Annotated in this window: 26 protein-coding genes and 1 pseudogene; 14 read left to right on the top strand and 13 right to left on the bottom strand. The window is 69.4% G+C overall.

The window, feature by feature from the left end; all coding sequences use genetic code 11:
• Positions 1-42: 42 nt before the first annotated feature.
• Both AC5L38_RS25495 and AC5L38_RS25490 read right to left on the bottom strand, forming a co-directional pair.
• The gene (locus tag AC5L38_RS25495) at positions 43-1,170 is read right to left on the bottom strand and encodes a sensor histidine kinase (protein WP_495245335.1); all 1,128 of its coding nucleotides are present in this window, start codon (positions 1,168-1,170) and stop codon (positions 43-45) included.
• A 106-nt stretch (positions 1,171-1,276) separates the two neighbouring features.
• Entirely contained in the window at positions 1,277-1,882 is a 606-nt protein-coding gene (locus tag AC5L38_RS25490; protein ID WP_495245334.1) for a TetR/AcrR family transcriptional regulator, read from the bottom strand.
• Positions 1,883-1,942: 60 nt separating this feature from the next.
• Here AC5L38_RS25490 and AC5L38_RS25485 point away from each other — a divergent pair, with 60 nt between their 5' ends.
• On the top strand, positions 1,943-2,359 hold the full coding sequence (locus AC5L38_RS25485) for a VOC family protein (protein WP_495245333.1): 417 nt from the start codon (positions 1,943-1,945) through the stop codon (positions 2,357-2,359).
• Here the strand turns inward: AC5L38_RS25485 and AC5L38_RS25480 are convergent.
• The 3 genes from AC5L38_RS25480 to AC5L38_RS25470 form a co-directional block, all read right to left on the bottom strand.
• Complete coding sequence (locus AC5L38_RS25480) at positions 2,356-3,519, bottom strand: acyltransferase family protein (protein WP_495245332.1); 1,164 nt, start codon at positions 3,517-3,519, stop codon at positions 2,356-2,358. The genes AC5L38_RS25485 and AC5L38_RS25480 overlap by 4 nt on opposite strands.
• Before the next feature lie 88 nt (positions 3,520-3,607).
• Positions 3,608-4,648, bottom strand: coding sequence for a cupin domain-containing protein (locus AC5L38_RS25475; RefSeq protein ID WP_495245331.1), 1,041 nt, complete (start codon positions 4,646-4,648; stop codon positions 3,608-3,610).
• A 231-nt stretch (positions 4,649-4,879) separates the two neighbouring features.
• Positions 4,880-5,905, bottom strand: coding sequence for a helix-turn-helix transcriptional regulator (locus tag AC5L38_RS25470; protein WP_495245330.1), 1,026 nt, complete (start codon positions 5,903-5,905; stop codon positions 4,880-4,882).
• A 62-nt stretch (positions 5,906-5,967) separates the two neighbouring features.
• On the opposite strand from AC5L38_RS25470, the gene AC5L38_RS25465 reads away from it, so the two are divergent.
• Together AC5L38_RS25465 and AC5L38_RS25460 are read left to right on the top strand one after the other, a co-directional pair.
• Positions 5,968-7,188 (top strand): epoxide hydrolase family protein, encoded by a 1,221-nt coding sequence (locus tag AC5L38_RS25465; protein ID WP_495245329.1) that lies wholly within the window; start codon positions 5,968-5,970, stop codon positions 7,186-7,188.
• 41 nt (positions 7,189-7,229) lie between these two features.
• Positions 7,230-7,811 (top strand): putative glycolipid-binding domain-containing protein, encoded by a 582-nt coding sequence (locus AC5L38_RS25460; protein WP_495245328.1) that lies wholly within the window; start codon positions 7,230-7,232, stop codon positions 7,809-7,811.
• A gap of 54 nt (positions 7,812-7,865) precedes the next feature.
• Here AC5L38_RS25460 and AC5L38_RS25455 read toward each other — a convergent pair whose 3' ends face one another.
• Entirely contained in the window at positions 7,866-8,147 is a 282-nt protein-coding gene (locus tag AC5L38_RS25455) for a hypothetical protein (RefSeq protein WP_495245327.1), read from the bottom strand.
• Between the two features lie 85 nt (positions 8,148-8,232).
• The gene (locus AC5L38_RS25450; RefSeq protein ID WP_495245326.1) at positions 8,233-8,469 is read right to left on the bottom strand and encodes a hypothetical protein; all 237 of its coding nucleotides are present in this window, start codon (positions 8,467-8,469) and stop codon (positions 8,233-8,235) included.
• Positions 8,470-8,660: 191 nt separating this feature from the next.
• Here AC5L38_RS25450 and AC5L38_RS25445 point away from each other — a divergent pair, with 191 nt between their 5' ends.
• The 4 genes from AC5L38_RS25445 (at position 8,661) to AC5L38_RS25430 (ending at position 10,434) form a co-directional block, all read left to right on the top strand.
• Positions 8,661-8,936 carry a GntR family transcriptional regulator gene (locus tag AC5L38_RS25445; protein ID WP_495245325.1) on the top strand — a complete coding sequence of 92 codons (276 nt, stop codon included), beginning with the start codon at positions 8,661-8,663 and terminating at the stop codon, positions 8,934-8,936.
• A 173-nt stretch (positions 8,937-9,109) separates the two neighbouring features.
• Positions 9,110-9,946, top strand: coding sequence for a helix-turn-helix domain-containing protein (locus tag AC5L38_RS25440; protein ID WP_495245324.1), 837 nt, complete (start codon positions 9,110-9,112; stop codon positions 9,944-9,946).
• A complete protein-coding gene (locus AC5L38_RS25435; RefSeq protein ID WP_495245323.1) occupies positions 9,943-10,146 on the top strand; it encodes a DUF397 domain-containing protein in 204 nt (67 codons plus the stop codon). The genes AC5L38_RS25440 and AC5L38_RS25435 overlap by 4 nt, the downstream gene beginning before the upstream one ends.
• Before the next feature lie 87 nt (positions 10,147-10,233).
• Positions 10,234-10,434, top strand: a complete 201-nt coding sequence (locus AC5L38_RS25430) for a DUF397 domain-containing protein (protein WP_495245322.1) — start codon at positions 10,234-10,236, stop codon at positions 10,432-10,434.
• 114 nt (positions 10,435-10,548) lie between these two features.
• Here AC5L38_RS25430 and AC5L38_RS25425 read toward each other — a convergent pair whose 3' ends face one another.
• The 4 genes and pseudogenes from AC5L38_RS25425 to AC5L38_RS25410 form a co-directional block, all read right to left on the bottom strand.
• Positions 10,549-11,142, bottom strand: coding sequence for a DUF6461 domain-containing protein (locus AC5L38_RS25425; protein ID WP_495245321.1), 594 nt, complete (start codon positions 11,140-11,142; stop codon positions 10,549-10,551).
• A 240-nt stretch (positions 11,143-11,382) separates the two neighbouring features.
• Positions 11,383-12,188 (bottom strand): annotated as a pseudogene (locus AC5L38_RS25420) (IS5 family transposase).
• 53 nt (positions 12,189-12,241) lie between these two features.
• Positions 12,242-12,832, bottom strand: a complete 591-nt coding sequence (locus tag AC5L38_RS25415; RefSeq protein ID WP_495245320.1) for a YdeI/OmpD-associated family protein — start codon at positions 12,830-12,832, stop codon at positions 12,242-12,244.
• 177 nt (positions 12,833-13,009) lie between these two features.
• A complete protein-coding gene (locus AC5L38_RS25410) occupies positions 13,010-14,911 on the bottom strand; it encodes an NAD(P)-binding domain-containing protein (protein ID WP_495245319.1) in 1,902 nt (633 codons plus the stop codon).
• A 411-nt stretch (positions 14,912-15,322) separates the two neighbouring features.
• Here AC5L38_RS25410 and AC5L38_RS25405 point away from each other — a divergent pair, with 411 nt between their 5' ends.
• Positions 15,323-15,856 carry a pyridoxamine 5'-phosphate oxidase family protein gene (locus AC5L38_RS25405; protein ID WP_495245318.1) on the top strand — a complete coding sequence of 178 codons (534 nt, stop codon included), beginning with the start codon at positions 15,323-15,325 and terminating at the stop codon, positions 15,854-15,856.
• A gap of 86 nt (positions 15,857-15,942) precedes the next feature.
• Here AC5L38_RS25405 and AC5L38_RS25400 read toward each other — a convergent pair whose 3' ends face one another.
• The gene (locus AC5L38_RS25400) at positions 15,943-16,848 is read right to left on the bottom strand and encodes a TIGR01777 family oxidoreductase (RefSeq protein ID WP_495245317.1); all 906 of its coding nucleotides are present in this window, start codon (positions 16,846-16,848) and stop codon (positions 15,943-15,945) included.
• A 143-nt stretch (positions 16,849-16,991) separates the two neighbouring features.
• Between AC5L38_RS25400 and AC5L38_RS25395 the strand changes: the two genes are divergently transcribed.
• Complete coding sequence (locus AC5L38_RS25395; protein WP_495245316.1) at positions 16,992-17,564, top strand: YdeI/OmpD-associated family protein; 573 nt, start codon at positions 16,992-16,994, stop codon at positions 17,562-17,564.
• 110 nt (positions 17,565-17,674) lie between these two features.
• On the top strand, positions 17,675-18,151 hold the full coding sequence (locus tag AC5L38_RS25390; protein ID WP_495245315.1) for a DnaJ family domain-containing protein: 477 nt from the start codon (positions 17,675-17,677) through the stop codon (positions 18,149-18,151).
• 17 nt (positions 18,152-18,168) lie between these two features.
• Here AC5L38_RS25390 and AC5L38_RS25385 read toward each other — a convergent pair whose 3' ends face one another.
• Positions 18,169-19,632, bottom strand: a complete 1,464-nt coding sequence (locus AC5L38_RS25385) for an amidohydrolase family protein (RefSeq protein ID WP_495245314.1) — start codon at positions 19,630-19,632, stop codon at positions 18,169-18,171.
• Between the two features lie 206 nt (positions 19,633-19,838).
• Here AC5L38_RS25385 and AC5L38_RS25380 point away from each other — a divergent pair, with 206 nt between their 5' ends.
• From AC5L38_RS25380 to AC5L38_RS25365, 4 genes are all read left to right on the top strand, one after another.
• Positions 19,839-21,023, top strand: a complete 1,185-nt coding sequence (locus tag AC5L38_RS25380; protein WP_495245313.1) for a CaiB/BaiF CoA transferase family protein — start codon at positions 19,839-19,841, stop codon at positions 21,021-21,023.
• Positions 21,024-21,118: 95 nt separating this feature from the next.
• Positions 21,119-21,943, top strand: a complete 825-nt coding sequence (locus AC5L38_RS25375; RefSeq protein ID WP_495245312.1) for a citryl-CoA lyase — start codon at positions 21,119-21,121, stop codon at positions 21,941-21,943.
• Between the two features lie 28 nt (positions 21,944-21,971).
• Positions 21,972-22,835 carry a DODA-type extradiol aromatic ring-opening family dioxygenase gene (locus AC5L38_RS25370; RefSeq protein ID WP_495245311.1) on the top strand — a complete coding sequence of 288 codons (864 nt, stop codon included), beginning with the start codon at positions 21,972-21,974 and terminating at the stop codon, positions 22,833-22,835.
• The gene (locus tag AC5L38_RS25365; protein ID WP_495245310.1) at positions 22,832-23,194 is read left to right on the top strand and encodes a hypothetical protein; all 363 of its coding nucleotides are present in this window, start codon (positions 22,832-22,834) and stop codon (positions 23,192-23,194) included. The genes AC5L38_RS25370 and AC5L38_RS25365 overlap by 4 nt, the downstream gene beginning before the upstream one ends.
• Position 23,195: the final 1 nt, after the last annotated feature.

Raw genomic sequence — 23,195 nt, 5'->3', positions numbered from 1 at the left:
GCGACCGGGGGGACACCGGTGTCCGGGGACTCGGCCGTGACATCACACGGTCTCCCGGGGGAAACGGGCCACGACGCGGAACCCGCCGCCCTCGCGGGGGCCCGCGTCGAAGGTGCCGCCCGCCTCCGTCACCCGTACCCGCATCCCGGCCAGCCCCCGCCCCTCGGGGGCCGTGCCGGAGGGACCGCTCCCCCTGTCGGCGACCTCCAGGACGAGCGCGTGCGGGTCGCCGACGACGCGGACCAGCGCCCTGGTCGGACCGGCGTGGCGCAGGACGTTGGTCAGCGACTCGCGTACGACGCGGTAGACCACGCCTTCGAGGTGCGGGGGGACGTCCGGCGCGGCCGGTTCGACGTCGACGGGCAACCCCGCCGCGCGCACCCCGTCGATCAGCCGGGGCAGGTCGCGGTTCGCGGGGTTCCCCGGCCCGGAGGGGTTCTCCGGAGCGGCGGAGGTTCCGGAGCCGGAGAGGTTCTCCGGAGCGGTGAAGGTTCCGGCCTTGGGGAGGTTCTCCGGAGCGGCGGAGGTTCCGGGATGGATGAGGTCGAGCGCGGAGCGGAGCTGGTCGAGCGCCAGCACGCTGGTCGAGCGGATCGCCTCCAGCGACTCGCGGACCTGGTCGGGCCGCTCGTCGAACACGAGCAGGGCGATCCCGGCCTGCATGGCGATGGTCGCGAGGCCGTGCCCCGCGACGTCGTGCACCTCCCCCGCGATGCGCGCCCGCTCCAGAGCGATCAGCTCCCGCGCCGACTCGCCCGGTTCATCCGGCTCACCAAGCTTGCCCGGTTCATCCGGCTTGCCAGACTTGCCTGGTTCATCCGACTTGACCGGCTTCACGAGCAGCGCGGGACGGGCCGGTGCCGCGCTCAGGCTCCAGCTCGCCGGGACGTCCGTACCCGAGACCCTGCCGCCCGGAGGCTCCACACCAGGGGACCGCGCAGGGGACCCGGCCGTGACGGCCGTGACGTCGGCGTTCCGGTCCTGGGGCTGGGTGGTCGCGCCGCGAGCGTGGACGAGACCGCCGGACGGCCACGGGATGGCCAGCCAGCCCACCCACGCCAGCATGAGGATGACCGGCAGGTCACGCAGTCGGCCCAGGCGGGAAAGCGCCACCGCGGCCGCCGCGGCGGAACCGCGCGGACGGCCGTCCGGACGCGTGGGCTCGGTCACCGTCCTCCATCGTCCATCGTCCACCGGATCGGAACAGACTCGGGTGAATCGATCCTAGCCAGCCTGGCCGGTGCGCGGCGGTCCCGTTCGGGCCCGGACACGTCGCCTACCGGTGGTCGCGCAGGGATTCCAGGATGCGCGTCAGCGCCTCGGTGACGGCGGGAAGGTCGTCGGGGTCCGTCGAGCGGGCCAGCCACAGGGCCGCCTCGTTCATCGCGCCGGACAGGAGGCGGGCGAGCGGCTCCACGGGCCGGCGGGCGACGATCCCCGCCTCGACCAGCGTGACGAGCGCCTCGGTGAGGTGGCGTGCCGAGGACGCCTCGTCCATGGCCCGCCACTCGTTCCAGCCGAGCACGGCGGGGCCGTCGACGAGCATGATCCGCTGCACGTCGGGGTCGCGGCTCACCGCGAGGAAGGCCCGGCATCCCGCGACCAGCTGCTCCCACGGGTCGTCGTGCGCGTCCGCCGCCGCCGCGACCCGCTCGCCGACCTCCTGCTGCACCTGCTCGACGACCACGTGGAACAGGGCGGCCTTGCTCTCGAAGTGGTGGTAGAGCGCGCCCTTCGTGACGGCCGCCGCCCCGACGATCTGCGCCAGGCTCACCGCGGCGTACCCGTGCCGCGCGAACAGCCTCCTGGCCTCGGTCACCAGCGCCCGCCTGGTCTCCAGCCGTTGCCGTGCCCGGTCCACCGCGACCTCCCTTGTTGACATACCGATGGTATGTTAGCTTCACATACCGACGGTATGTGAATGTGTCCGAAGGGAGAGGGCATGACCCTCACGAGCTTCTACCCGGTCGTCTGCACCGACCGGATCGCCGAGTCCCACGACTTCTACCGGCGGTTCCTCGGCTTCGAGACGACCTTCGAGGCGGACTGGTACGTGAGCCTGCGACGGCCCGAGCCACCGCACTACGAGCTGGCGCTCGTCGCCCGCGACCATCCGACGGTGCCGGAGAAGTACCGCTCGGCGGTCCGGGGGCTGATCCTCAACTTCGAGGTGGCCGACGTCGACGCCGAACACGACAGGCTCGTGCGCGAGGCGGGGCTCCCGGTGGAGCTGACGCTGCGCACCGAGGAGTTCGGGCAGCGGCACTTCATCGTGGCCGCGCCGGACGGCGTGCTCATCGACGTGATCACCCCGACCGAGCCGTCCGCCGCCTACGCCGAGCGCTACACAGCCCCCTAAGCCGGGCGGCGGGGCGAGTCCTGGTGCCCGCCCGGCACGGGCACCCTCACCGCGGACCCGGCCAGCCGCCTGCCGAGACGTTGCGCGGGGGCCTCGAGCAGGCGGTGGGTCAGATAGCAGAACGGCACCAGCGCGAGGAAGAACAGCGGGAGGTTCGGGCTGATCCGCAGCAGGAGCGGGTGCAGCAGATAGAGCGAGAAGCTGATCACCCCCAGGTGGGCGAGCCAGCGGGGGAACGACCTGCGCCGCAGCGCGAACCCCGCGGCGAAGAAACCCGCGGCCAGCAGGATCGCCGGCGCCCAGCCGGGATCGTCCTTGGCGAGGATCCCGCAGGCCAGGACCGTCAGCACGGTGGCGACGGCGGTACGCCGGCGGATGGTCCCCTGCTCGGCGCGGTACACGGCCGTACCGGCGAACATCATGGCCAGGATGATCAATCCCTGCCAGGCGCCGATCCGGCTGCCCAGGATCACCAGGGACAGCCCGAGGAGACCGCCCGCCACGGCGGCGGCCGTGCGCAGCCCGCCCCCCGCCCGCGCCGACAGCACGACGACCGCGACCACCGCGACCCCGAGAAGCCCCGCGGCCAGGTCGGCGCGGCCACCGATGACCGGCCTCGTCAGCAGGAGGCCCAGGAGTACGGCCGACAGCGCCAGGACGACCGCGACCGCGGCCGACCGGTGCGCCCGCCCCGTGGCGAACAGCCCGACCGCCAGCAGGTAGAACGCCATCTCGTACGAGAGCGTCCACATCACGTCGATGACGGCGGGCACGCCGAGCAGTTCCTGCAGCATCGTCACGTTCCCGAGGACGACCAGGGGCAGGGGCCGCGTGCTCAGGCCCGGGTGGAGGACGAACGCTCCGGCGTACGCGAGAAGGAGCGCCAGGCCGATCGCGGCCAGCAGCAGGGGGAGAAGGCGGAAGGCGCGGCCGATCCAGAAGGCCCGCAGGTCACCGCGCCGCTCCAGGGAGGCGGGGATGATGTAGCCGCTGACCAGGAAGAACACGAAGACGCCCCAGGTGCCGACGTCGATCCTGCGGTCCACCTCGGCCCAGAGGTCCGGGATGAAGGTCCAGCCGGAGTGGTGCAGCGCGACGGCGAGCGCGGCGGGTCCGCGCAGCGCGTCCAACCAGGCCAGCCGCGAGGGGATCGGAGCCATTCGCCCGACTTTAGGCGATGGTCATCTTTTCCCGGACATCACCTGGTCCGCGACGTCACCGGAAGACCCACCGGACCAGCGGGGGGACTCAGCGGACCGGGTCGGAAGGGTTGGCGCGGGCGACGAAGAGCGGGTCGACCGGCGTGAAGGGGAACCGAGGAAGATCACGCTCGGGCATGCCGAAGCTCGCGGCGAGAACCTCGCGGGAGAACGCCGACGCGCTGGCCCGGTAGCCGATGTCGGCGGGCATGGCCTGGTCGAAGAAGATGAGGAAGTGGATGTCGTCCTCGCCGATGACCTCGATGTGGTGCGGGAAGGCGCGTGGCACGAAGTAGACGTCACCGGGGCTGAGCAGGTACTCGTCGAGGGTGCCGTCGGGGTCCAGGACCCGCATGCGGGCGTGCCCCTTCTCCACGTATCCCATCTCGCCGGTGACGGGATGCCAGTGCGGTTCGCGCATCCCGCTCTCCTTGATGCGCAGGGAGTACATGGAGATGTCCTCCAGGGCGGCCCAGTACTGCCTGCGGGCGAGGCGGGCGTCACCGTAGGCGTACGACAGCGGCGGGTGCTGACCCTCGATGTCGAACAGGTGGGCGTTGGGCAGCCCGGCCGTGGACGGGATGTCGGCGGCGCCGGTGCGGCGGACGATCTGCTGGGCCGGAGACCGGTCGAAGGCGGCGAACGCCGAGGCAGGCAGGTCGTAGGTGTTGCCGAGCACCGCGTCGGTCATCGCGCTGAAACTGTCGCGCAGCGAGAAATGCCGGGGGCGCTCGTCACGCAGCGCGAGAACGAACTCGGCGCGGTCGTCACCGATGTTCTCCAGGTGGTAGATCGCGCCTGACTCGACGTGGTACATCTGACCCGCGGCGATGACGAACGAGGAGAAGACGTCCGCGTTCCCGAGCATCGACACCAGGACCGTGCCGGAAAGGCAGTAGCCGATCTGGTTGGCGTTGACGTTCCACTGCGGCTCGCGGATCGCGCCGGGTTCGAGGACCACATGCTTGATCGAGAGCCCGCTGAGAATGGGCAGGACGCCGGCGTCGACCAGGGTGACCGACCCGAGCTCGCTCTCGAACGCCGGTGACGCGTTCGCCAGGGATGTGACGTGGGGTGAGGTGCCGGTCATGACGTCCCTTTCGTTGTCGCGCGTTGTCGCGACCCGCGCGGTCGCGGCCGAAGAACGCACGCCGCCCTCACAGCCTGGGTCCGCCGGTGGTGTACGCCTGTTTCTGCAGGTTAAGCAGCAGGTGCCCGCTGCGGCAGGTCCTGTCGCGGCGTGTCGCCGACATCACTCACACATCAGGGAATCCTGCTCTCGGAGCACGTCCGGGCGCCGACTCGTCCGCATCGAGCCTCGCTAGTGCGGTGACCGCCCAGGTTCACCGGCCTGGCCGGGCGGCGCGCTGCTCGGCAACGCACTGCGAGGTGTCCCCTTCGGAACCGCCCGCCGGTAGCGGTCGGCCAGCACGCGGAGCTGTGCGACGAGTTCGGGCGGCTCGGTGACCTCGAAGTCGGCGTCGAGCATGCCGAGGTATCCGGCCAGCATCTGCGGTGTGTCCGAGCCGACCTCGGCCACGCAGGCGTCGTCGCCCGAAGGTTCCACCGGAACACCGGGCAGCCGGTCGCGCACGTGCTCGGCCGGTGCGTACACCGTCACCCGCGCCCGGCACCGCCAGGGTGCGGCGGCCAGGCCGGCGGCGACGTGGCCGACGAGGTCACCTCCGGGATCCTCGCGCGGGGTGAACCGCGGGCCGTTCGGTGTCCGCAACCGCATCCGGTCCACCCGGAACGTGCGCCAGTCGGACCTCGCGACGTCCCACCCGACCAGATACCAGCGGCCCCGGCTGTGCGCGAGCCGGTGCGGCTCGACCTCGCGGCGGCCGGCCGACCCGTCGTGGCCGACGTAGTCGAACCGGAGCCGCTCGTGGTCGCGGGAGGCCGCCGCGATCGCGGTGAGCGTGGCGGCGTCCACGCTCACGCCGGCGTGCGGAAGCGGGACGAGGTACGCGCGCAGGCCGTTGACACGATGGCGGATCCGCGACGGCAGCACCTGTTCGAGCTTGGTCAGGGCACGCAGCGCCGCCTCCTCGATCCCGGTGACCGCGCCCTGTGTGGCGCCCACGCGCAGCCCGACGGCGACGGCGACCGCCTCCTCGTCGTCGAGCAGCAGCGGCGGCAACGTCGCACCGGCCCCGAGCCGGTAGCCGCCGGTGACACCCCTGATCCCGTGCACCGGATAGCCGAGGTCGCGCAGGCGTTCCACATCGTTGCGCACGGTGCGTGTGGTGACGTCGAGGCGCTCGGCCAGCTCCGGCCCGGTCCAGTCGCGCGGCGCCTGCAGCAGGGAGAGCAGTCGCAGGAGTCGTTGTGCCGTGTCCAGCATGTTCTCAAGTCTGCCCGAATACAGGAACGGATCTTTCCGGTATCGCTCCTACCTTTCTCGTCATGGACAACAACACCGGCATCCGCCCGTTCCGCGTCGACATCCCGCAGGCCGAGCTGGACGACCTGCGCGATCGCCTCACCCGGGCCCGCTGGCCCCGGCAGATCTCCGGAACCGGCTGGGAGCGCGGCGTTCCCGTCGGCTACCTCAAAGAACTGGCCGACTACTGGATGAACGACTTCGACTGGCGCGCGCAGGAGAAGACGCTGAACGAGCACCCGCAGTTCGTGACGACGATCGACGGCCAGGACATCCACTTCCTGCACGTCCGCTCGCCCGAGCCGGACGCGCTGCCGCTGATCCTGTGCCACGGCTGGCCGGGCTCGTTCGTGGACTTCCTGGACGTGATCGGGCCGCTGACCGATCCCCGCGCGCACGGCGGTGACCCTGCGGACGCCTTCCACGTCGTGATCCCGTCGCTGCCCGGCTTCGGGTTCTCCAACCCGGTGCGGGAGCCGGGCTGGGGCAACCTGTTCCGGGTGGCCGCCGCGTTCGGGGAACTGATGAGCCGGCTCGGCTACCAGCGGTTCGCCGCGCAGGGCGGGGACGTCGGCGGCGGCGTGACCACGCTGCTGCCCATGGCCGCGCCCGGCCGTGTGGTCGCCACCCACGTCAACGGTCCGTCGCCGTACCCGTTCGGCCCGCCCGTCGAGCCGGACGGCCTGTCCGGCGCGGACCGGGCGCGCGCCGAGCGGTTCAACGCCGCCCGGCAGGACGGCTTCGGCTATCTGCACCTGCAAGCCACCCGTCCGCAAACCGTCGCCTACTCGCTGACCGACTCGCCGATCGGACAGCTGGCGTGGATCGCGGAGAAGTTCAAGGAGTGGACCGACCCGGCCGCCGAACTGCCCGAGCACGCGGTGGACCGCGACCGGCTGCTCACCAACGTGAGCCTGTACTGGTTCACCGGCTCCGGCGCGTCCTCGGCCGACATCCTCTACGAGGGCATGCGGGCCTACCGCGAGATCGCCGCCGCGCAGTCCGGCGGCGACCAGAACGGTGACGACCAGAACGGCGGCGATCAGGCCGGGTGGCCGTCCGCGCCGATGCCACCTCAGGGGGTCGCGGTGTTCGCGGCGGACATGACGGTCCGCGCACTCGCCGACCCGGCGAACACCGTCGACCACTGGTCGGAGTTCGACCGGGGTGGCCACTTCCCGGCGATGGAGACACCCGACCTGCTCGTCGGCGACCTGCGTGAGTTCTTCCGCGTCGCGCGATGACCCCGGCGGCGGGTCCACCGTTCGGAGGGAAGAATCGCGTCATGACTTTCACAGCACCGCCGGGGACCGCCGCCTGGCGGCATCTCGACGCGCGGGACGGTTTCGAGGTGACCTACTTCCAGCCTTCGGACGACGGCCTTCACATCGAGGGGTGCACGACGGCGGTCGAGGATGGCGAGACCTGGATCGTCGGCTACTCCATCGAGCTGAACGCCTCCTGGACCACGCGGAGCGCGCGGATCACGGGCCGCTCGGCCTCGGGGACCCAGCACACCCTGCTGGAGGCCGACGGCGCCGGCCACTGGCGTGTCGACGGCACACCGGCTCCCCACCTGGACGGCTGCCTGGACGTCGACCTGGAGTCCTCGTCGATGACCAACGCCTTCCCCGCGCATCGGATGGGCCTTCGCGTGGGCGAGAAGTCGGCCGCCCCCGCCGCCTATGTACGCGCCACCGATCTCACCGTCGAACGGCTTGACCAGGACTACGTCCGCGTCGCCGACGAGGGCTCCCGGCAGCGCTACGACTACAGCTCCCCGGCCTTCGACTTCGCGTGCCGCCTGGTCTACGACGAGTCCGGCCTCGTGCTCGACTACCCCGGGATCGCCGTACGCGTGGCGTGAACTCCCCAAGCACGGCGGCCCGGGAGGAGGATCCTCTCGGGCCGCCGCGCCGTTTCAGCCGCCGGGCGGGTGACCGGCGTTCAGGCTGAGCGCGATCTGCACCTGGCGGACCAGTACCGTGACCAGCCGTTCGGGTGAGGCACGGATGAGCATGCACCTGATGCCCGCCTGCACCTCCCGATCGGTGAGCGGCCGACGCCGAAGAGCGGTCCAGCGGCGCAGAAGGGGGTCGTGGACGATGTGCCACTCGGGGAAGGTCTGCTCAAGCGCGGCACGCTGACGCTCCTCGGGCGCGCTCACGATGACGGCGACCTGGGCCGCTCTCATGGCGATCATCCGAGCACGCTCCGGTACGGATGAAGTGAACGGCGGGGGGCCGGACTTTCGTGGTACCGCCCGGAGGCACGGCACCGGCGCCCGATCACGGTGTCACCCGCGTCACCCGCTTGGCCGTCTCCCGGGCGATGGCCTCGTGCCGATCGACCTCGGCTCGCAGATCGTCGAGGGTGTCGGCGTCGACCGTACGATCCGCGCCCGCGTCCGACTCGGCGTCGGTGAACGGGAGGACGCGGGAGGCCCACAGCCGTCCCCTGTCGCTGAGAATCACCCGCCAGCCGGGAATGGTCGATTCGGGCGTTGTGGATCTAGCATCTTCCATGGATCGGACCTCCTAAGTCCGCTCTAGGGCCCGTCCGGATGCGATAGGCGCCGGACAAATTCGCTGTTCAGGCCACAACAAAGGGATAATTAGTCCATATAGGCGTGTCCATGCATGCCTAGGCATGCCTAACCAGGCCTAGGCCTGTCTGATATCGCCCAGGCGTGCCAGGGCCAGGTACGGTCGCGAGCATGATCAATTTCGAGCCCGACCGACCTAAGTGGGAGCAGGTCGCGGAGGTGTTCGAGCAGCGCATTCACAATGGTGATTGGCCACCCGGACACAAGGTCCCGAGCATCGTAACGATCATGGGTGAGTATGCCGTCGGGAACAACACCGCCCGCCACGTCCTTCAACATCTGCGCGAGCTGGGGCTCGTCAAGCTCGTGCCCAGCCTTGGAACGTTCGTGCTGCCGCCCAAGCGCACCAGCCAAGCCGACGCCGGAGAAAAGCAGCCTGCCAAGTGAGGGAGCCCGGGCAGCTCTGACCAGCCTGATCCGTGGCGAAGGACAACACTTCAGCGTCATGATGTCCTTACTCAAAGTAGCGGCTCTTTTGGACCATCATGCCCCTGCACTGTGCATCACAGCAAGCACTGTTCATGTGGAATTTTCGTCAGCTCCCCAGCACACTGAACAGCATGACAAAGAGCCCCACGGTCCGGCATCGTCGCCTAGGTCGTGAGCTGCGACGACTTCGGGAACAAGCTGACCTCACCCCAGAGATGGCGGCTCGCCAGCTCGGCTGGAGCCGGCCAAAGGTCAACCGGATCGAGAACGCACGGATCACGGTGACCACCTCGGATGTCGCCAACGCCTGTGACCTGTACGGCGCGGACTCCTCCACCAAGGCCGGGCTGATCCAGCTCTGCAAGGACGCCGCCGTACGCGGCTGGTGGACCGCGTACTCCGATGTGCTCGGTGGCTCGTACGTCGTGCTGGAGGCGGAGGCGTCGGCCATCCGTACGTGGGAACCTCTGCTGGTGCCGGGCCTGCTTCAAAGTGAGCAATACGCCTGCGAACTCATCCGCGCGGCCCGCCCGGGGTTGGATCACTCCGAGCTGAAGCGCCGTGTGGATGCTCGGATGGCACGCAAAATCACCCTCGCGGGATCGAACGCGCCGACGCTGCAGGCCCTGGTGGACGAGAGCGCCCTACGACGTCCTGTTGGGCCGCCGCGCGTCATGGCACAACAACTCGACGACCTCATCCGCATCGCCGGACAGTCCAACGTCACACTCCAGATCCTGCCGCTGACAGTCGGTCCGCATGCTGGTCTCGACGGCGCCTTCTCAGTGCTGTCGTTCGACGCCGAAGACCCAGATGTGGGTTATGTCGGGTGTCCTGGCGGTGATGTCTACATAGAGGCGGCGGATCAGGTCCGGAACCTTAAGCTGACGTTCGGGCATCTTGCCGGAATGGCACTGTCCCCCGAGGAGTCCGTGGCGTTCATCGCTGCGATCAAGGAGCAAACATGACCTTCTTCGATCTGATTGGTGCCGAGTTCCGTAAAAGCAGCTACTCCGGCGGCACGAACGACAACTGCGTCGAAGTGGCGACGAACCTGCCGGGGCTCGTCGCCGTCCGCGACAGCAAGGACCCCTCCGGTCCCGCGCTGACCTTCACCCCGAAGGCCTGGCGCGACTTCCTGGCGGGCGTCCGCAGCGGCGACTTCTGATTCAAACACCGATGCTCGAACACCCACCAGCGCATGTCTGTCCCTCAGAGAATCCGCAGCACATATAGCTGCGGCGAGGAGAGAAGGATGATCTCCCGTGATCTGCCCGGCGCCAAGTTCCGTAAGTCCAGCTACAGCAACAGCGGGGACGCCTGCGTCGAGGTGGCGACGAACCTGCCGGGGCTCGTCGCCGTCCGCGACAGCAAGGACCCCTCCGGTCCCGCGCTGACCTTCACCCCGAAGGCCTGGCGCGACTTCCTGGCGGGCGTCCGCAGCGGTGACTTCTGATCCGGCTCGCATGGGCGGCACCACCGTGGGCGTACGAGGTCGTCCGGAGCCGCCGCGCGACGAAGGGCGTCCGCTGCGGCCGGGGCCCTGGGGGGCACGGACGACGGGTCCCGCTCACCTCGCTTCGGGGGTGGGTCCGCACAGGTAGACGGACTCCTCCAGCAGCTCCGGTGTCAGCCTGATCCCGGTGAGATGCTCGACCAGGAGGAACGCCGGTCCCTCGGAGGGGTAGGTGTGCCCCTCCTCGGGGGGGATCCGCCGTATGGCCTCCACGATCTCGTCCGGCACCTCCTCCGGGATCTCCGAGTACCCCTCGTCGGCGTCGAAGCAGAACCGGATCTCCCCGTCGTCGACCCAGTAGAAGTACTCGACGGCTTCGACGTCGCGGAAGTGGGAGACGAGGCGGGTTCCCGCCGACAACGACGTGATGAGCTTCTCATCGACGCCGAGCCCGCCGTTGGGCTCGACGGCGAACACCCAGTCGCCGATGGTCGTGACGCCGAGGAACGCGGTTTCGTAATGGTGCCTTCGGCAGGTCTCGTTCAGCTCCTCAAGCTTCATGGGCGTGAAATCCTCCGGCCGGCCACCGAGCCGGGACACCAGTCGCTCGGGGGTCAGGCCCCGGAGGTAGGTGAAGCAGTAGGCCTCGGCCAGCTCGGGGAAGCGCTCGTAGGAGAACCAGGCGTGGTCGTCGGGGGTCGCGATCATCTCGTCATGCTCGCAGGACCGGTCGACAGGATGAGTCCGTTCCGACCCGGTGGCGCGGGCCTGTCGTGGATCGCCGGACGTAGTGCCGGAAGGGGGAAGCCTCCGGCGGGAGGGGTGCCGACCGGGATCGGCACCCCTCCCGCCGGAGGCTCGCGTGCCGCGCCGCCCTTGAAGGTGCCGCGCCGCCCTTGAAGGTGCTGTGCCGCCCTTGAGGGTGCCGCGCCGCCTTTGGAGGGTGACTCATTTGGTGAGTCTGCGGTAGCGGATGAGGGCCGCTGCGAGAGCGACAAAAGATGCGAAGTGATCGGCGCGGCGCTCGTAACAGCGGTGCAGTCGGCGGCATCCGTTCAGCTAGGCGATGGTGCGCTCGATGACCCACCGATGCCGACCCAGGCGCCGACCGGACTCCACACCACGGCGAGCGATGCGCGGGGTGATGCCGCGCTGTCGCAGGAAACGCCGCACACCCGGGTAGTCGTAGCCCTTATCACCATGCAGCTTGGCCGGGCGGCGCCGGCGCCGCCCGCGCCGGGAGCGGATCGGCGGAATACCGCGCACCAAAGGCTCGACGGCCCGGCTGTCATGGACGTTCACCGCCGAGATCGCGACAGAGATCGGCAGACCGGTTCGCTCGGTGATCATATGGATCTTCGACCCGTTCTTGCCGCGATCGACAGGATTCGGACCTGTCAGCTCCCCCCTTTGACCGCTCGCAGGCTGACCGAGTCGATCGCGCACCGCGACCAGTCCAGCTCACCCCGGGCGCCGAGCTCGTCCAGAATGATCCGATACAGCTTGGCCCACACCCGGGCGGCGCTCCACTCGGCGAAACGCCGGTTCACCGTCTGCCAGGAGGCACCGAAGACCGGGGGGAGCTGCCTCCAGGCACACCCGGTGGTGGCCACGTACACGATCGCGGCCAGGACCATCCGATCGTCTGCGCGCCGTCGTCCGCCGCCTTGTGGCCGAGTAGGCGCCGATGGGATCACCCGCTGAAACAGTTCCCACAACTCATCAGGAACCAGTCGCTGAAGAAACGCATCCACGTCATGTCCAACGAGCGACCGCCAAATGAGTCACGGTCTTAAGGGGAGAGGCGTCAGGGCTTTCTCCGGGGACCGTGGGGCGGTTCCCCGGCCTCAAGGCGCTCGACGTAGCCGGCGATCCTGCGGGCTCGCGTTTCGGGCTTCTTCGCCTTCTGGACGGTGAGCAGGATCTGGTAACTGTTGCTCTTGCTGAGGGCGGCGTAGGCGGCCGCCGCGGCGGGGGAGGCGTCGAGTGCCGCCCGCAGGTCGGGGGGGACCTCCGCGGTGCTCGGCGGGGCGTAGGCCGCGTCCCAGCGGCCGTCGGCCTTGGCCAGCTCGATCTGTTCGAGCCCGGCCGGCCGCATCCGGCCGTTGGCGATGAGCTTCCCGACCTTGACACAGTTGATCTTCGACCATGAGCTGCGGGCCCTGCGCGGGGAGAAGCGCTGGGCCCACCAGCCGTCCGGCGAGTTCCCCGAGAAGGCCTTGCCGTCGATCCAGCCGTAGCACAGGGCGACGTCCAGGGCCTGGGACCTGGTGACCGAGGGCACCTCGGTCCCCTTCTTCGGCAGGGCGACCCAGACCTCGTCGGCGGTCCGGTGGTTCGCCTCCAGCCAGGTGGCGAACTCGTCGACCGAGGTGAAGTGCAGGTTCTCGTCCGTCATCGAATACCTCCAGCGTGGAGACCTCCGGTCCCGGCCGAGGGGGTCGCCGATCTCCCGCCCTGGCCGGGGCCGCCTACCCGAGGTCACGTGTCACGTTTCGCCCGTTCGTCCGTTTGTCCGTACCGGACGATCACCGATGACCGTCAGGTGCGTCACCGGTGATCATCGTGGTTCTCCTCACGCGTCCAGGGACGCGTACTGCGGCACCTTCCCCTCCTCGTCCGCGGTAGGCCGGGCAAGCTGTTCGGCCGCGACCTTGATGCGCTCCAGGGTCTTGTGGATGCCGTCGCGCAACTCCTCGGTGTGCTCCTTGTAGCCGCCGAGTGCCAGGTTGGCGAAGGACGCGGTGCGCTTGCGCTGCCCGGTGCTCTGCCCGGACACGTCCCACCGCTCGGTGAGAAGGGTGCCCCCGCCCTCCGGCTCCAGCCGGTAGCTCCAGCGCACGCCGTTGGTCCTGGTGCGGAACGAGAAGGACTTGCCCAGCTCGGCCTCCTCGACCTCGTTGGTGGTGAACCACACGGCCCAGCCACGGCGGTTGATCCCGACGAAGCGCGCCCCGACCCCGCGCCTGCCGCCGATCCAAATGCATCGACGGCATTCGGGACTCCACTGCCCCATCCGCGTCACGTCGCTGACGAGGTCCCACACCACCTGGGGATCGGCGTCGATCCAGATCGACACCTCTTCCGGCTTGTAGCTGTCGGGACGCTCGTTCGCGGCGGCCCTGCTCTCCGCCTTGCTCTCGGCCTTGGACGCCGCCAGCGCGAGCCGGGCCCCGTCGCGCCGCGCGCGGTCCAGCTCGGCCAGGTACGGGTAGTGGTCCACCTGCATGGTGTGGCGCTTGGACGTCACGTAGCGTTTGGCGAGCCGCGCCTTGTAACCGGCGATCTCCCGGCGCATCTGCTCCGGCGGGGGCAACATGGCCCTGCCCTCCAGCAGGTCGGCCACCCAGTGGGACTGCGCCTCGGACAGCACCGTGGTCGCCCCGAGGGGCTGGAAGAGCCCGACGAAGTACAGGCCGGCGTGGTTGGGGTCGACCACCCGGTGGAACAGGGAGACGTCGTTGTCGGTGGGCGCGATCACCCTCTTGTCCAGGAAAGGGAAGCTGATCTTGTAGCCGGTGCCGTAGATGACCGCGTCGATGACCTCGCTGCTGCCGTCGGTGAAGTGCACCGTGTCGCCATCGAAGCGGGTGATGTTCGGCTTGATGGTGATGTCGCCGTGGCCGAGGCGGGCCAGCAGGGTCTCGGAGACCGTCGGGTGGGAGTTGAACAGCTTGTGGCCCGGCTCCGGCAGCCCGTAGTCGGTGACCTTGCCGACCGTCAGGCGCAGCAGGCCCGCCATCACCCACCGCTGCGCCTCCCGCGGCAGCACCCTGGTCAGGAAGGGGCTGATGAGGTCGTCGCTGGGCTTGCCGAACATGAACTTGGGGAAGACGTATCCCCCGCGGCGCATGGCCATGAACGTACGGTCGGAGACGGCGGAGGTCTCCACCGCGATGTCCGACGCCGAGTTGCCGAGGCCGAGCACGAGCACCCGCTTGCCGGCGTACTCGTCGGGGACCTTGTAGTAGTGCGAGTGGATCTGGCTGCCGGTGAAGGTGTCCACGCCGGGAAAGGGCGGCTCGGGGTAGCGGGGGATCGAGTGGTGGCCGTTGGCCACCACCACCGCCCGGTAGTGACGGCTGGTCTCGACGCCGGTGTCGCGGTGGCGCACGGTCACGGTCCAGCCCTCGCCGTCGGCCGGCTCCACGCGGGTGACCTCGGTACGGAAGACGATCGCGTCACGGAAGCCGAAGTGGTCGACGAAGTCGTCGAAATAACGCGCCATCTGGAAGTGGGTGGGATAGGACGGATAGTCGTCAGGCATGGGATAACTGCGGTATTCCGTCAGCTTCCGAGAGGTGTTTATGTGCAGCGACCGGTAGCCCGAGGAAAGGCCGTTGTCGTTGAGATATCGCCAGTTGCCGCCAACCTGGGAGCCGGCTTCATAACAGTCGAAGGTGATACCGCGCTCGTGCAGGACCTGGCAGGTCGCAATCCCCGACGAGCCCGCGCCGATAATGCAGACGTCCTCCATAATTACTACCTCCTCATGATCGGTTTCCGGTGTCGGCGAACGGAAGGAGAGGGGGCACGTCTCGGACCTCCCACTTCCCCTTCGTTCCGCCCGACTACGTTTACCTGTCATCAAGTTATGCCGGTAACACCTTTAGGGACAACGAGCACGCCATAACGATTACTTATTGCGCGGGGTAAGAATTTCTTATTGAAATCGTGAATACCCTGCTCATCCCGGGCGGCGAACCCGGATCACCGCCGGGCTTAATCGATACGAAAGACACCGCTTATGGGAACGTCATTGTCTGCCCGTCGCCGCGGTCGTAGCCTCGTGCCCGGAACATCATTTCTCGTCGTCGTGGTCATCGTTTCGCGAGGTCGAGGTCGAGATCATCCCTGTCCGTCCCCGTACGGCAGAAAGGAAGAAACGATGTCCACCACCTATCCCGAGGCCGAACTGGAAGTGCGTTACAGCGAACCGGGGGTGGGGCCCACCTCGTGGCGGGGGACCCTGGACACGCTGGAGACGGCCGAGCTGTTCTGGCTGACGACCGTCCGCGCCGACGGCCGCCCCCACGTGACACCGGTGGTCGCGGTGTGGCACGAGGACGCCGTGTACTTCACCACCGCCTCGATCGAGCAGAAGATGCGCAACCTGGAGCACAGCGGAAAGGTCGCGATGACGACGGGGAACAACCTCTGGACCAAGGGGCTCGACGTCGTCGTCGAGGGTACGGCCACCGAGATCACCTCCCCCGAGGCCCTGCCGGGGATCGTCGCCGCGTTCGACGCGAAGTACGGTGCCCACAACAGCTGGAGCCTGGAGCTCGTCGACGACGTCGCCCAGGTCGCGGGCCATCCCGCGGTCGTGTTCCGCGTCGAGCCCGCCAAGGTGTTCGCGTTCGGCAAGGAGCCGCCCGCGCAGACCCGCTACCGCTTCACCGGGGCCCCTGTCTCGTCCTAGCGGCGGTGTCCCCGGCCCGCCGGTGGCCGCCACGCGGCCACGCGGCCACGCGGCCACGCGCGAGTCGCCCCGCGACGCCGTCCTCGTCACCTGCCTGACATCGGCGGGCGCAGGACGTCGGTGAGCGCGGTCCGGAAGTCGGTGTGCCGGAACGTGAACCCCGCCTCGCGCAGCACCCGCGGGACCACGCGCAGGCTGATCAGCGCGAGCTCGTCGGCCGCCTCGCCGAGCACGGCCCGGACCAGTGTCTTCGGCACGGGCAGGAGTACGGGCCGGCGGAGTGCCCGGCCGAGCGCCCCGGTGAACTCGCCGTTGGTCACGGGTTCCGGCGCGCACAGGTTGACCGGTCCGGAGACGTCCGGGTCGTCCAGGAGGAAGCGGATGGCGGCGATCTCGTCGGGCAGGCTGATCCACGCCACGTACTGCCTGCCGTCGCCGAGCCTCCCGCCCAGCCCGAGCCGGATCGGCGGTATGAGCAGGCTGAGCAGGCCGCCGTCGGGCGACAGCACGAGGCCGGTGCGCAGCAGCACGACCCGGCTGCCCGCGTCGCGCGCCACGGCGGTCGCGGCCTCCCAGTCGACGACCATCTCGGCGAGGAAGCCGGTGCCCCGGCCCGACGTCTCGTCGGCGACGACGTCGCCGGTGTCGCCGTAGAAGCTCAGGCTGGACGCGTTGAGCAGGGTGGGGACGCCGTGCTTGGCGACGGCCTCGGCCAGCGTCCTGGCGGGTTCGATGCGGCTGGCCCGGATGTGCCGCTTACGCGCCGCGTTCCACCGGCCCTGGAACGACGCGCCGCACAGGTTGATCACGGCGTCGACGCCGTCGTCGAACACGTCCCGCGCGATCGTGCCGGAGAGGGGGTCCCATTCGCGCTCGTCCTCCGTCACCGGTTCGCGCCGGACGAGCCTGCGCACCTCGTGACCCGCCGCGCGGAGTTCGGAGACCACCGTTCTGCCGATGAGGCCGGTCGATCCCGCGACGACGATCAGCATATGATCCACAGTACTTCGCCCGTATTGTTCCGCGTCAAGTTGATGACACGTTTCCAAATCGAGAAAAGTCAGAAATGGCCGAGCCGGTCCGGCTGAAACAGATCCTCAGTGGCCGGACTCATCACGGAGATAGGTTGATCCACATGGATGAACGCGACGGAGTGGAGATCATCGCCTTCGTGGACGCCGAGGCGTTCGAGAACTGGCTCGCCGAGCACCACACACGCCACGAGGGTCTGTGGATCAAGCTGGCCAAGAAGAAGTCCGGCATTCCGACCATCACCTCCGACGAGCTGGTCGACGTCGGGCTGTGCTACGGCTGGATCTCCGGGCAGCGGCTTTCCCTCGACGAGCTGTACTACCTGCAGAAGTACGTGCCACGACGGCCCAGGAGCCTGTGGTCGCAGGTGAACGTCGACAAGGTCGCGATGCTGACGGCCGCCGGGCGGATGCGCGAACCCGGGCTGGCCGAGGTGCGCAAGGCGCAGGAGGACGGGCGCTGGGCGGTGGCCTACGAGTCGCAGAAGACGGCGACGGTGCCCCCCGATCTCGCGGCGGCGCTCGACGCGAGCCCGGAGGCCAGGAAGGCGTTCGAGGCGCTTGACAAGACCGGGCGTTATCTGGTGATCCTGCCGTTGCTCCAGGCGCTCACACCGGAGAACAGGAAGACCCGGCTCGACAAAGTCCTGGAAATGCTGGCTAAAAGCGAAAAATAGACATAAATCAGCCCGTACGAGTTCAACGGCCCTCCAGCCCCGTCCCGTCCCTCGCCGTACCCCCTCGTTATCCTCGAAGTGGTGCTGGCGCGGCATGAGGGGTGGGATCCATGACGGAACGCAAGCCACCGGGGGTCGGCTTCGAGACCTGGATCGACCGCCAGATCCGGGAGGCCACCGAACGCGGGGAGTTCGACAACCTGCCGGGCGCGGGCAAGCCCCTCCCCGGTGAGGGGAAGCCGCACGACGAGATGTGGTGGATCAAGCAGAAGATGCTTGAGGAGAACCTGTCGTTCCCGCTGCCCGGCACGCTCGCGTTGCGCAAGGAGGTCGAGGAGTCCGTGGCCGAGGCGATGGTCGCGCGGACGGAGGCCCAGGCCCGCGCGATCGTCGAGGGCATGAACGACAGGATCCGCGAGAGCTACGGGAAGACCCTGTCCGGCCCGCCGTTCTTCCAGCCCCTCGTCGACGTGGAGAAGGTCGCCGCCGGCTGGCGGGACCTGCATCCGGTCCAGGAGAAGCCCGCCCCCGCTCCCGGACCACCGCGTCGAAGGCGCTCGTTCCTCCACTGGAGAAAGCGCGCCTGAGCGAGACCACCCCGGCCCTACTCGGGGGACTTCCGGCGGGTGTGGGTCGCGTCGCTGTGGTAGTCGGTGTAGGTGTACGGGTTGTCGAGGAGGGTGGTCTGGGGGATGTCGGGGTTCATCCCCTTATGCCACTCCTCCTCTCCCATCGTGCTCCGCAGGTGCTCGACGGTCCGCTCGACCTCCTCGCGGGCGGCGGCCAGGTCGACGCCGAGCAGGCGGTGCTCGTGCTTGACGACGCGGCCGTCGACCAGGACGGTGTGCACGTCGCCCCGCTGCGCCTGGAACGCGACGTGGCCGTAGGGGTTGAGCAGCGGGAACGAGACCGGTGAGTGCTCGTTCTTGATGAGGACGACGTCGGCCTTGCGGCCTGCTTCCAGGGTGCCGAGGTCGCCGCCGCGGCCCAGGGCCCGCGCGCCGCCGCGGGTGGCCCAGTCGACGACCTGGTCGGCGCGCAGGCCGCTGTGCGTGACGGTGCCGCCCTTGGCGTGGGCCTCCAGGTGCTCGCGGGAACGGTCGGCGCCGAGCGTGGAGCGCATGGCGGAGAAGAGGTCGCCGCTCCACCAGACGCTGGTGTCCATCGACAGCGACACCGGGATGCCGTGGGCCCGGATGGCCCAGGTGGGCGGGTAGCCCTGGCCCGCGCTCTGCTCGCTCTCGGTGGAGACCGAGATGGAGCCGCCGGTGGCCGCGATGCGGTGGTAGGAGTCCGCGGACAGCGAGGCGGCGTGGACGTACACCGTGCCGGCGTTCATGAAGCCGTGGTCGTACATGAGCCGGATGCCGTCGTCCGAGGTGGCGCCCCACACGCCGGCGTGGGTGGTGACCGCGACGCCGAGATCGCGGGCGACCTCGAAGGCGGGCCTCTCGGGGAACTCCGGGTCGCCGGTGACGTCGAAGGCGAGCTGGAAGCCGAGCATGTCGTCCCCGGTGATCCGCCGCCGGACGAAGTCGCGGAACTCCGGCGCGGCGGTCCAGTCGGCGGGCGCCCGCTGGATGTTGCCGTAGGCCAGCACGAACCGGCCGGGCACCGACCGCAGCGCGTCGACGGCGGCGTCGGCGTGGTCGACCGTCTGGAGGCCGTGTGACCAGTCGACGACGGTCGTGACGCCGGCGTCGAGGGCCTCGATGGCGGCCAGCACGTTGCCGGCGTGGACGTCCTCGGGCCGGAACAGCTTGCCGTGCTCCAGGTAGTACCAGATGAAGTACTGCGTCAGGGTCCAGTCGGCGCCGTAGCCGCGCATGGCGGTCTGCCACATGTGCCGGTGGGTGTCGATCATCCCGGGCATCACGATGCCGGCGGTCGCGTCGATCTCGGCGGTGCCTTCCGGTACGGGCAGTCCGGGCCCGACGGCCGCGATCCGGTCACCGACGACCAGGACGTCGGTGTCGGTGAGCACCCGGCGCCCGTCGTCCATCGGCAGCACCGTGCCTCCGCGCAGCACCACCGGCCGGCCGGCCTCGAACCGAATCCGTTCGCTCATGACCAGGACTCCTTACCGCGCATACCGGATCACGTGACCGGACGGGTGTCCGCTTTACGGTCACCGTGTTTCTCCGTACTGTCACGCTTCGCATTGCGGCTGTCAATAGATCTCTTTTACCTGGATCTGCCTTGACGGATGGCAGATGTTTGCCAGAATCTATTGAGCGGACATATGTCCACTGAGCGGACCAACGAGGGAGCTGGATGTCAGTGAGCGCTGCGTCGCCGGACGAGGTCTCCGGCGGGCCGCTGTCGGGGGTGCTGGTCGCGGACTTCTCGCGGGTGCTGGCCGGGCCGTACGCCACCATGCTGCTCGCGGACCTGGGCGCCCAGGTGGTGAAGGTCGAGGGCCCGGGGGGCGACGAGACACGGTCGTGGACGCCGCCGGTCCGCGGCGACGTGTCGACGTACTACCTGGGCGTCAACCGCGGCAAGCGCTCGATCGCGCTGAACCTGCGCGACGAGACCGACGCCGGGCTGGCCCGCGAGCTGGCCCGCAGGGCGGACGTGGTGGTGGAGAACTTCAAGCCCGGCGGCCTGGCCAAGTACGGCCTCGACTACGAAAGCGTCCGCGCGGCCAACCCGGGCGTGGTCTACGGCTCGATCAGCGGCTTCGGGTCGGGCAAGGGGCGCGACGTGCCGGGGTACGACCTGATGGTGCAGGCCATCTCCGGCCTGATGAGCCTGACCGGGGATCCGGACGGGCCGCCCTACCGCGCGGGGATCTCCGTGTTCGACGTGATGGCCGGCAACCACGTCGTGATCGGCATCCTCGCGGCGCTGCGCCACCGGGACGCGACCGGCCAGGGACAGCACGTCGAGGTGAACCTGCTGTCGTCGGCGCTGACCGGGCTGGTCAACCACAGTTCCGCCTACGTGGCCGGCGGGGTCGTGCCCTACCGGATGGGCAACGCGCATCCCAGCGTGTTCCCGTACGAGCCGCTGCCGACCGCCGACAACGACCTGATCGTCACCGCCGCCAACGACGGCCAGTTCCGCAGGTTGTGCGAGGTGCTGGGCGTCCCGGAGATCGCCGACGACCCGCGGTTCGCCCGCAACGCCGACCGCACCGCGCACCGCGACGAGCTGCGCCCGATCCTCGTCGAACGGCTGGCCGAGCGGGGCGCGGTCGAGTGGTTCGAGCTGCTGGTGAAGGCCGGGGTGCCCAGCGGCCCGATCAACACCGTCGACGGCGGGTTCGCGATGGCCGAGCGCTTCGAGCTGGAGCCGATCGTGGAGGTCGGCGAGGACGATCGGGCGGTGCCGACGACGCGGCATCCGATCAGGTTCTCGCGGACCCCGGCCGGCTACCGGCTGCCGCCCCCCGAGCTGGACGAGCACGGCGCGGAGCTGCGCGAATGGCTCGCGGGGGAGGACGACCGTGACTGAACCGGGCAGGCACCGCACGGAGCCGCGCGAACGGCTCACCGGACCGGACGAGCACGGCGCCGAGCGGCGCGAACGGCTCGCGGGGGAGGACGACCGTGACTGAGCGGATCGACAGGCCCGGGTACCCGACCGCGCTCGGCGCGTCCAGTCTCAGGACGATCACCCTGCTCGGCCACGACCTGGCGGCGGACGTCATGGGCGAGGTCGGGTTCGGCGAGCTGGCGTTCTGGCTGGCGACCCAGCGGCGGCCGGGGCGCGGCGAGGTGCGGGTGTTCGAGGCCGTGCTGGCCGCGCTGGCCGACCACGGCTTCACCCCGACCGCGATCGTCACCCGCCTCACCTACCTGTCGGCGCCCGACTCGGTGCAGGGCGCGCTCGCGGCGGGCCTGCTGGGCGGCGGGTCGAGGTTCCTGGGCGTCACCGAGGACACCGGCCGCTTCCTGCACGACGTGCTGACCTCGGTGGACGGCGACCTGCCGGACGGCGACGACGGCTGGGACGCCCTCGCCCTGAGGACCGTCCAGGACCGGCGCGCGGCCAGGAGGTTCGTCCCCGGGCTGGGCCACCACGTCCACAAGGAGGGCGACCCCCGTACCCCCCGGTTGATGGAGATCGCCACCGAGGAGGGACTGTTCGGGCCGCATCTGTCGCTGTTCGCCGCGATCGGCCGGGTGCATCCCCGGGTGCTGGGCCGGACGCTGCCGCTGAACGGGGCCGGGGTGTGCGGCGCCGCGCTGGCCGACCTGGGCCTGCCGCTGGAGCTGCTTCGCGGGTTCGCCCTGCTCGCCAGGACCGCCGGGCTGATCGGGCAGCTCGCCGAGGAGATACGCAACCCGGTCGGCAACGACATCTTCCTCTCGGTGGACCTCAACAACCGGTCCGTCGAGCCCGTGCCGTACACCCCCGAAGACCACCCCTAACCTCGCAAACCATCTACAAGGAGATCCGATGGCCGAACTGGTCGCGGTGGTCGCGTCCACGCACCACCCGTTCTACTACCGGGCCAGCACCGCGACGGGCGCGGACCGCCCGGAGTTCGCCGACGAGTGGGTACGCAAGGTCGAGGCGTTCCGCGAGACGCTGACCAGGGCGCGCCCCGACGTGCTGGTGATGGTGGGCTCGGACCACTTCCACCAGCTGTGGCTGGACAACATGCCGCAGTTCCTCATCGGCAAGGCGCCGTTCTACGACGGCAACTTCTACAACGAGGAACGCGAGTTCGGGCTGCCGCGCATGCTGCTCAAGGGGCAGGAGGACCTCTCGTCCTACCTGCTGCGCGAGGGGATGGACGCGGGGTTCGACCTGGCGTTCTCCAACGAGCTGCGGATCGACCACTCGATCACGTGCCCGATCATCACGTTGCGCCCGCAGAACGACCTGCCGATCGTGCCGATCTACACCAACATCTTCGCCCCGCCGATGCCGCGGCCCAAGCGCTTCGTGCAGCTCGGGAAGACGATCCGCGAGCTGGTGGAGTCCTGGCCGCAGGACGTGCGCGTCGCCGTCATCGGCACCGGGCACCTGTCGCTGGAGCTGGGCGGGCCCCGGCAGTTCGGGCCGCACGGCCCCGACCCGGAGTTCGACCGGCGGGCCGTGGAGTGGATCTCCACCGGCGACCTCGAAGGCTGCCTGTCGGAGGTGACGCTGGACAGCCTGCACGCGCCGGGCAACGCCACCCACGGATTCATGGACTTCATGCTGATGATGGGCGTCGCGGGCGAGGGGATGAAGGCCGACTACGTCGACACCTACGACCTGTTCCACACCATGGAGGCCTACTTCACCTGGTACCCGAAGGGAGCCGGCCAGTGAGCAAGTACCTGCTGAACAAGTTCCTCTACACCGTCGACCGCGACCCCGAGCTCGTCGAGCGCTACCGCGAGGACCCCCGGGGCACCGTGGAGTGGTGGGAGAGGGAGCAGGCCAACCGCATCCTCAACTGCATAGACGGCGAGTCGAGCACCTGGCTGCGCTTCGACGACACCGAACGCGCCGCGCTCGCCGAGCACGACTACCCCGCGCTGTTCGAGCTCGGGGCACACCCGTTCCTCACCCTCACCCTCTTCATCGCGATGTTCGAACGCGACCACGAGGAGCCGCTCGGTTTCCAGCTCCAGTACGCCGAACGGCTCGCACACTTCGCGCTTCCCTATCCCGACATCGCCACCTGAG

The sequence above is a fragment of the Streptosporangium nanhuense genome, assembly GCF_059358815.1.
This window is presented reverse-complemented; position numbering and strand designations above follow the sequence as displayed.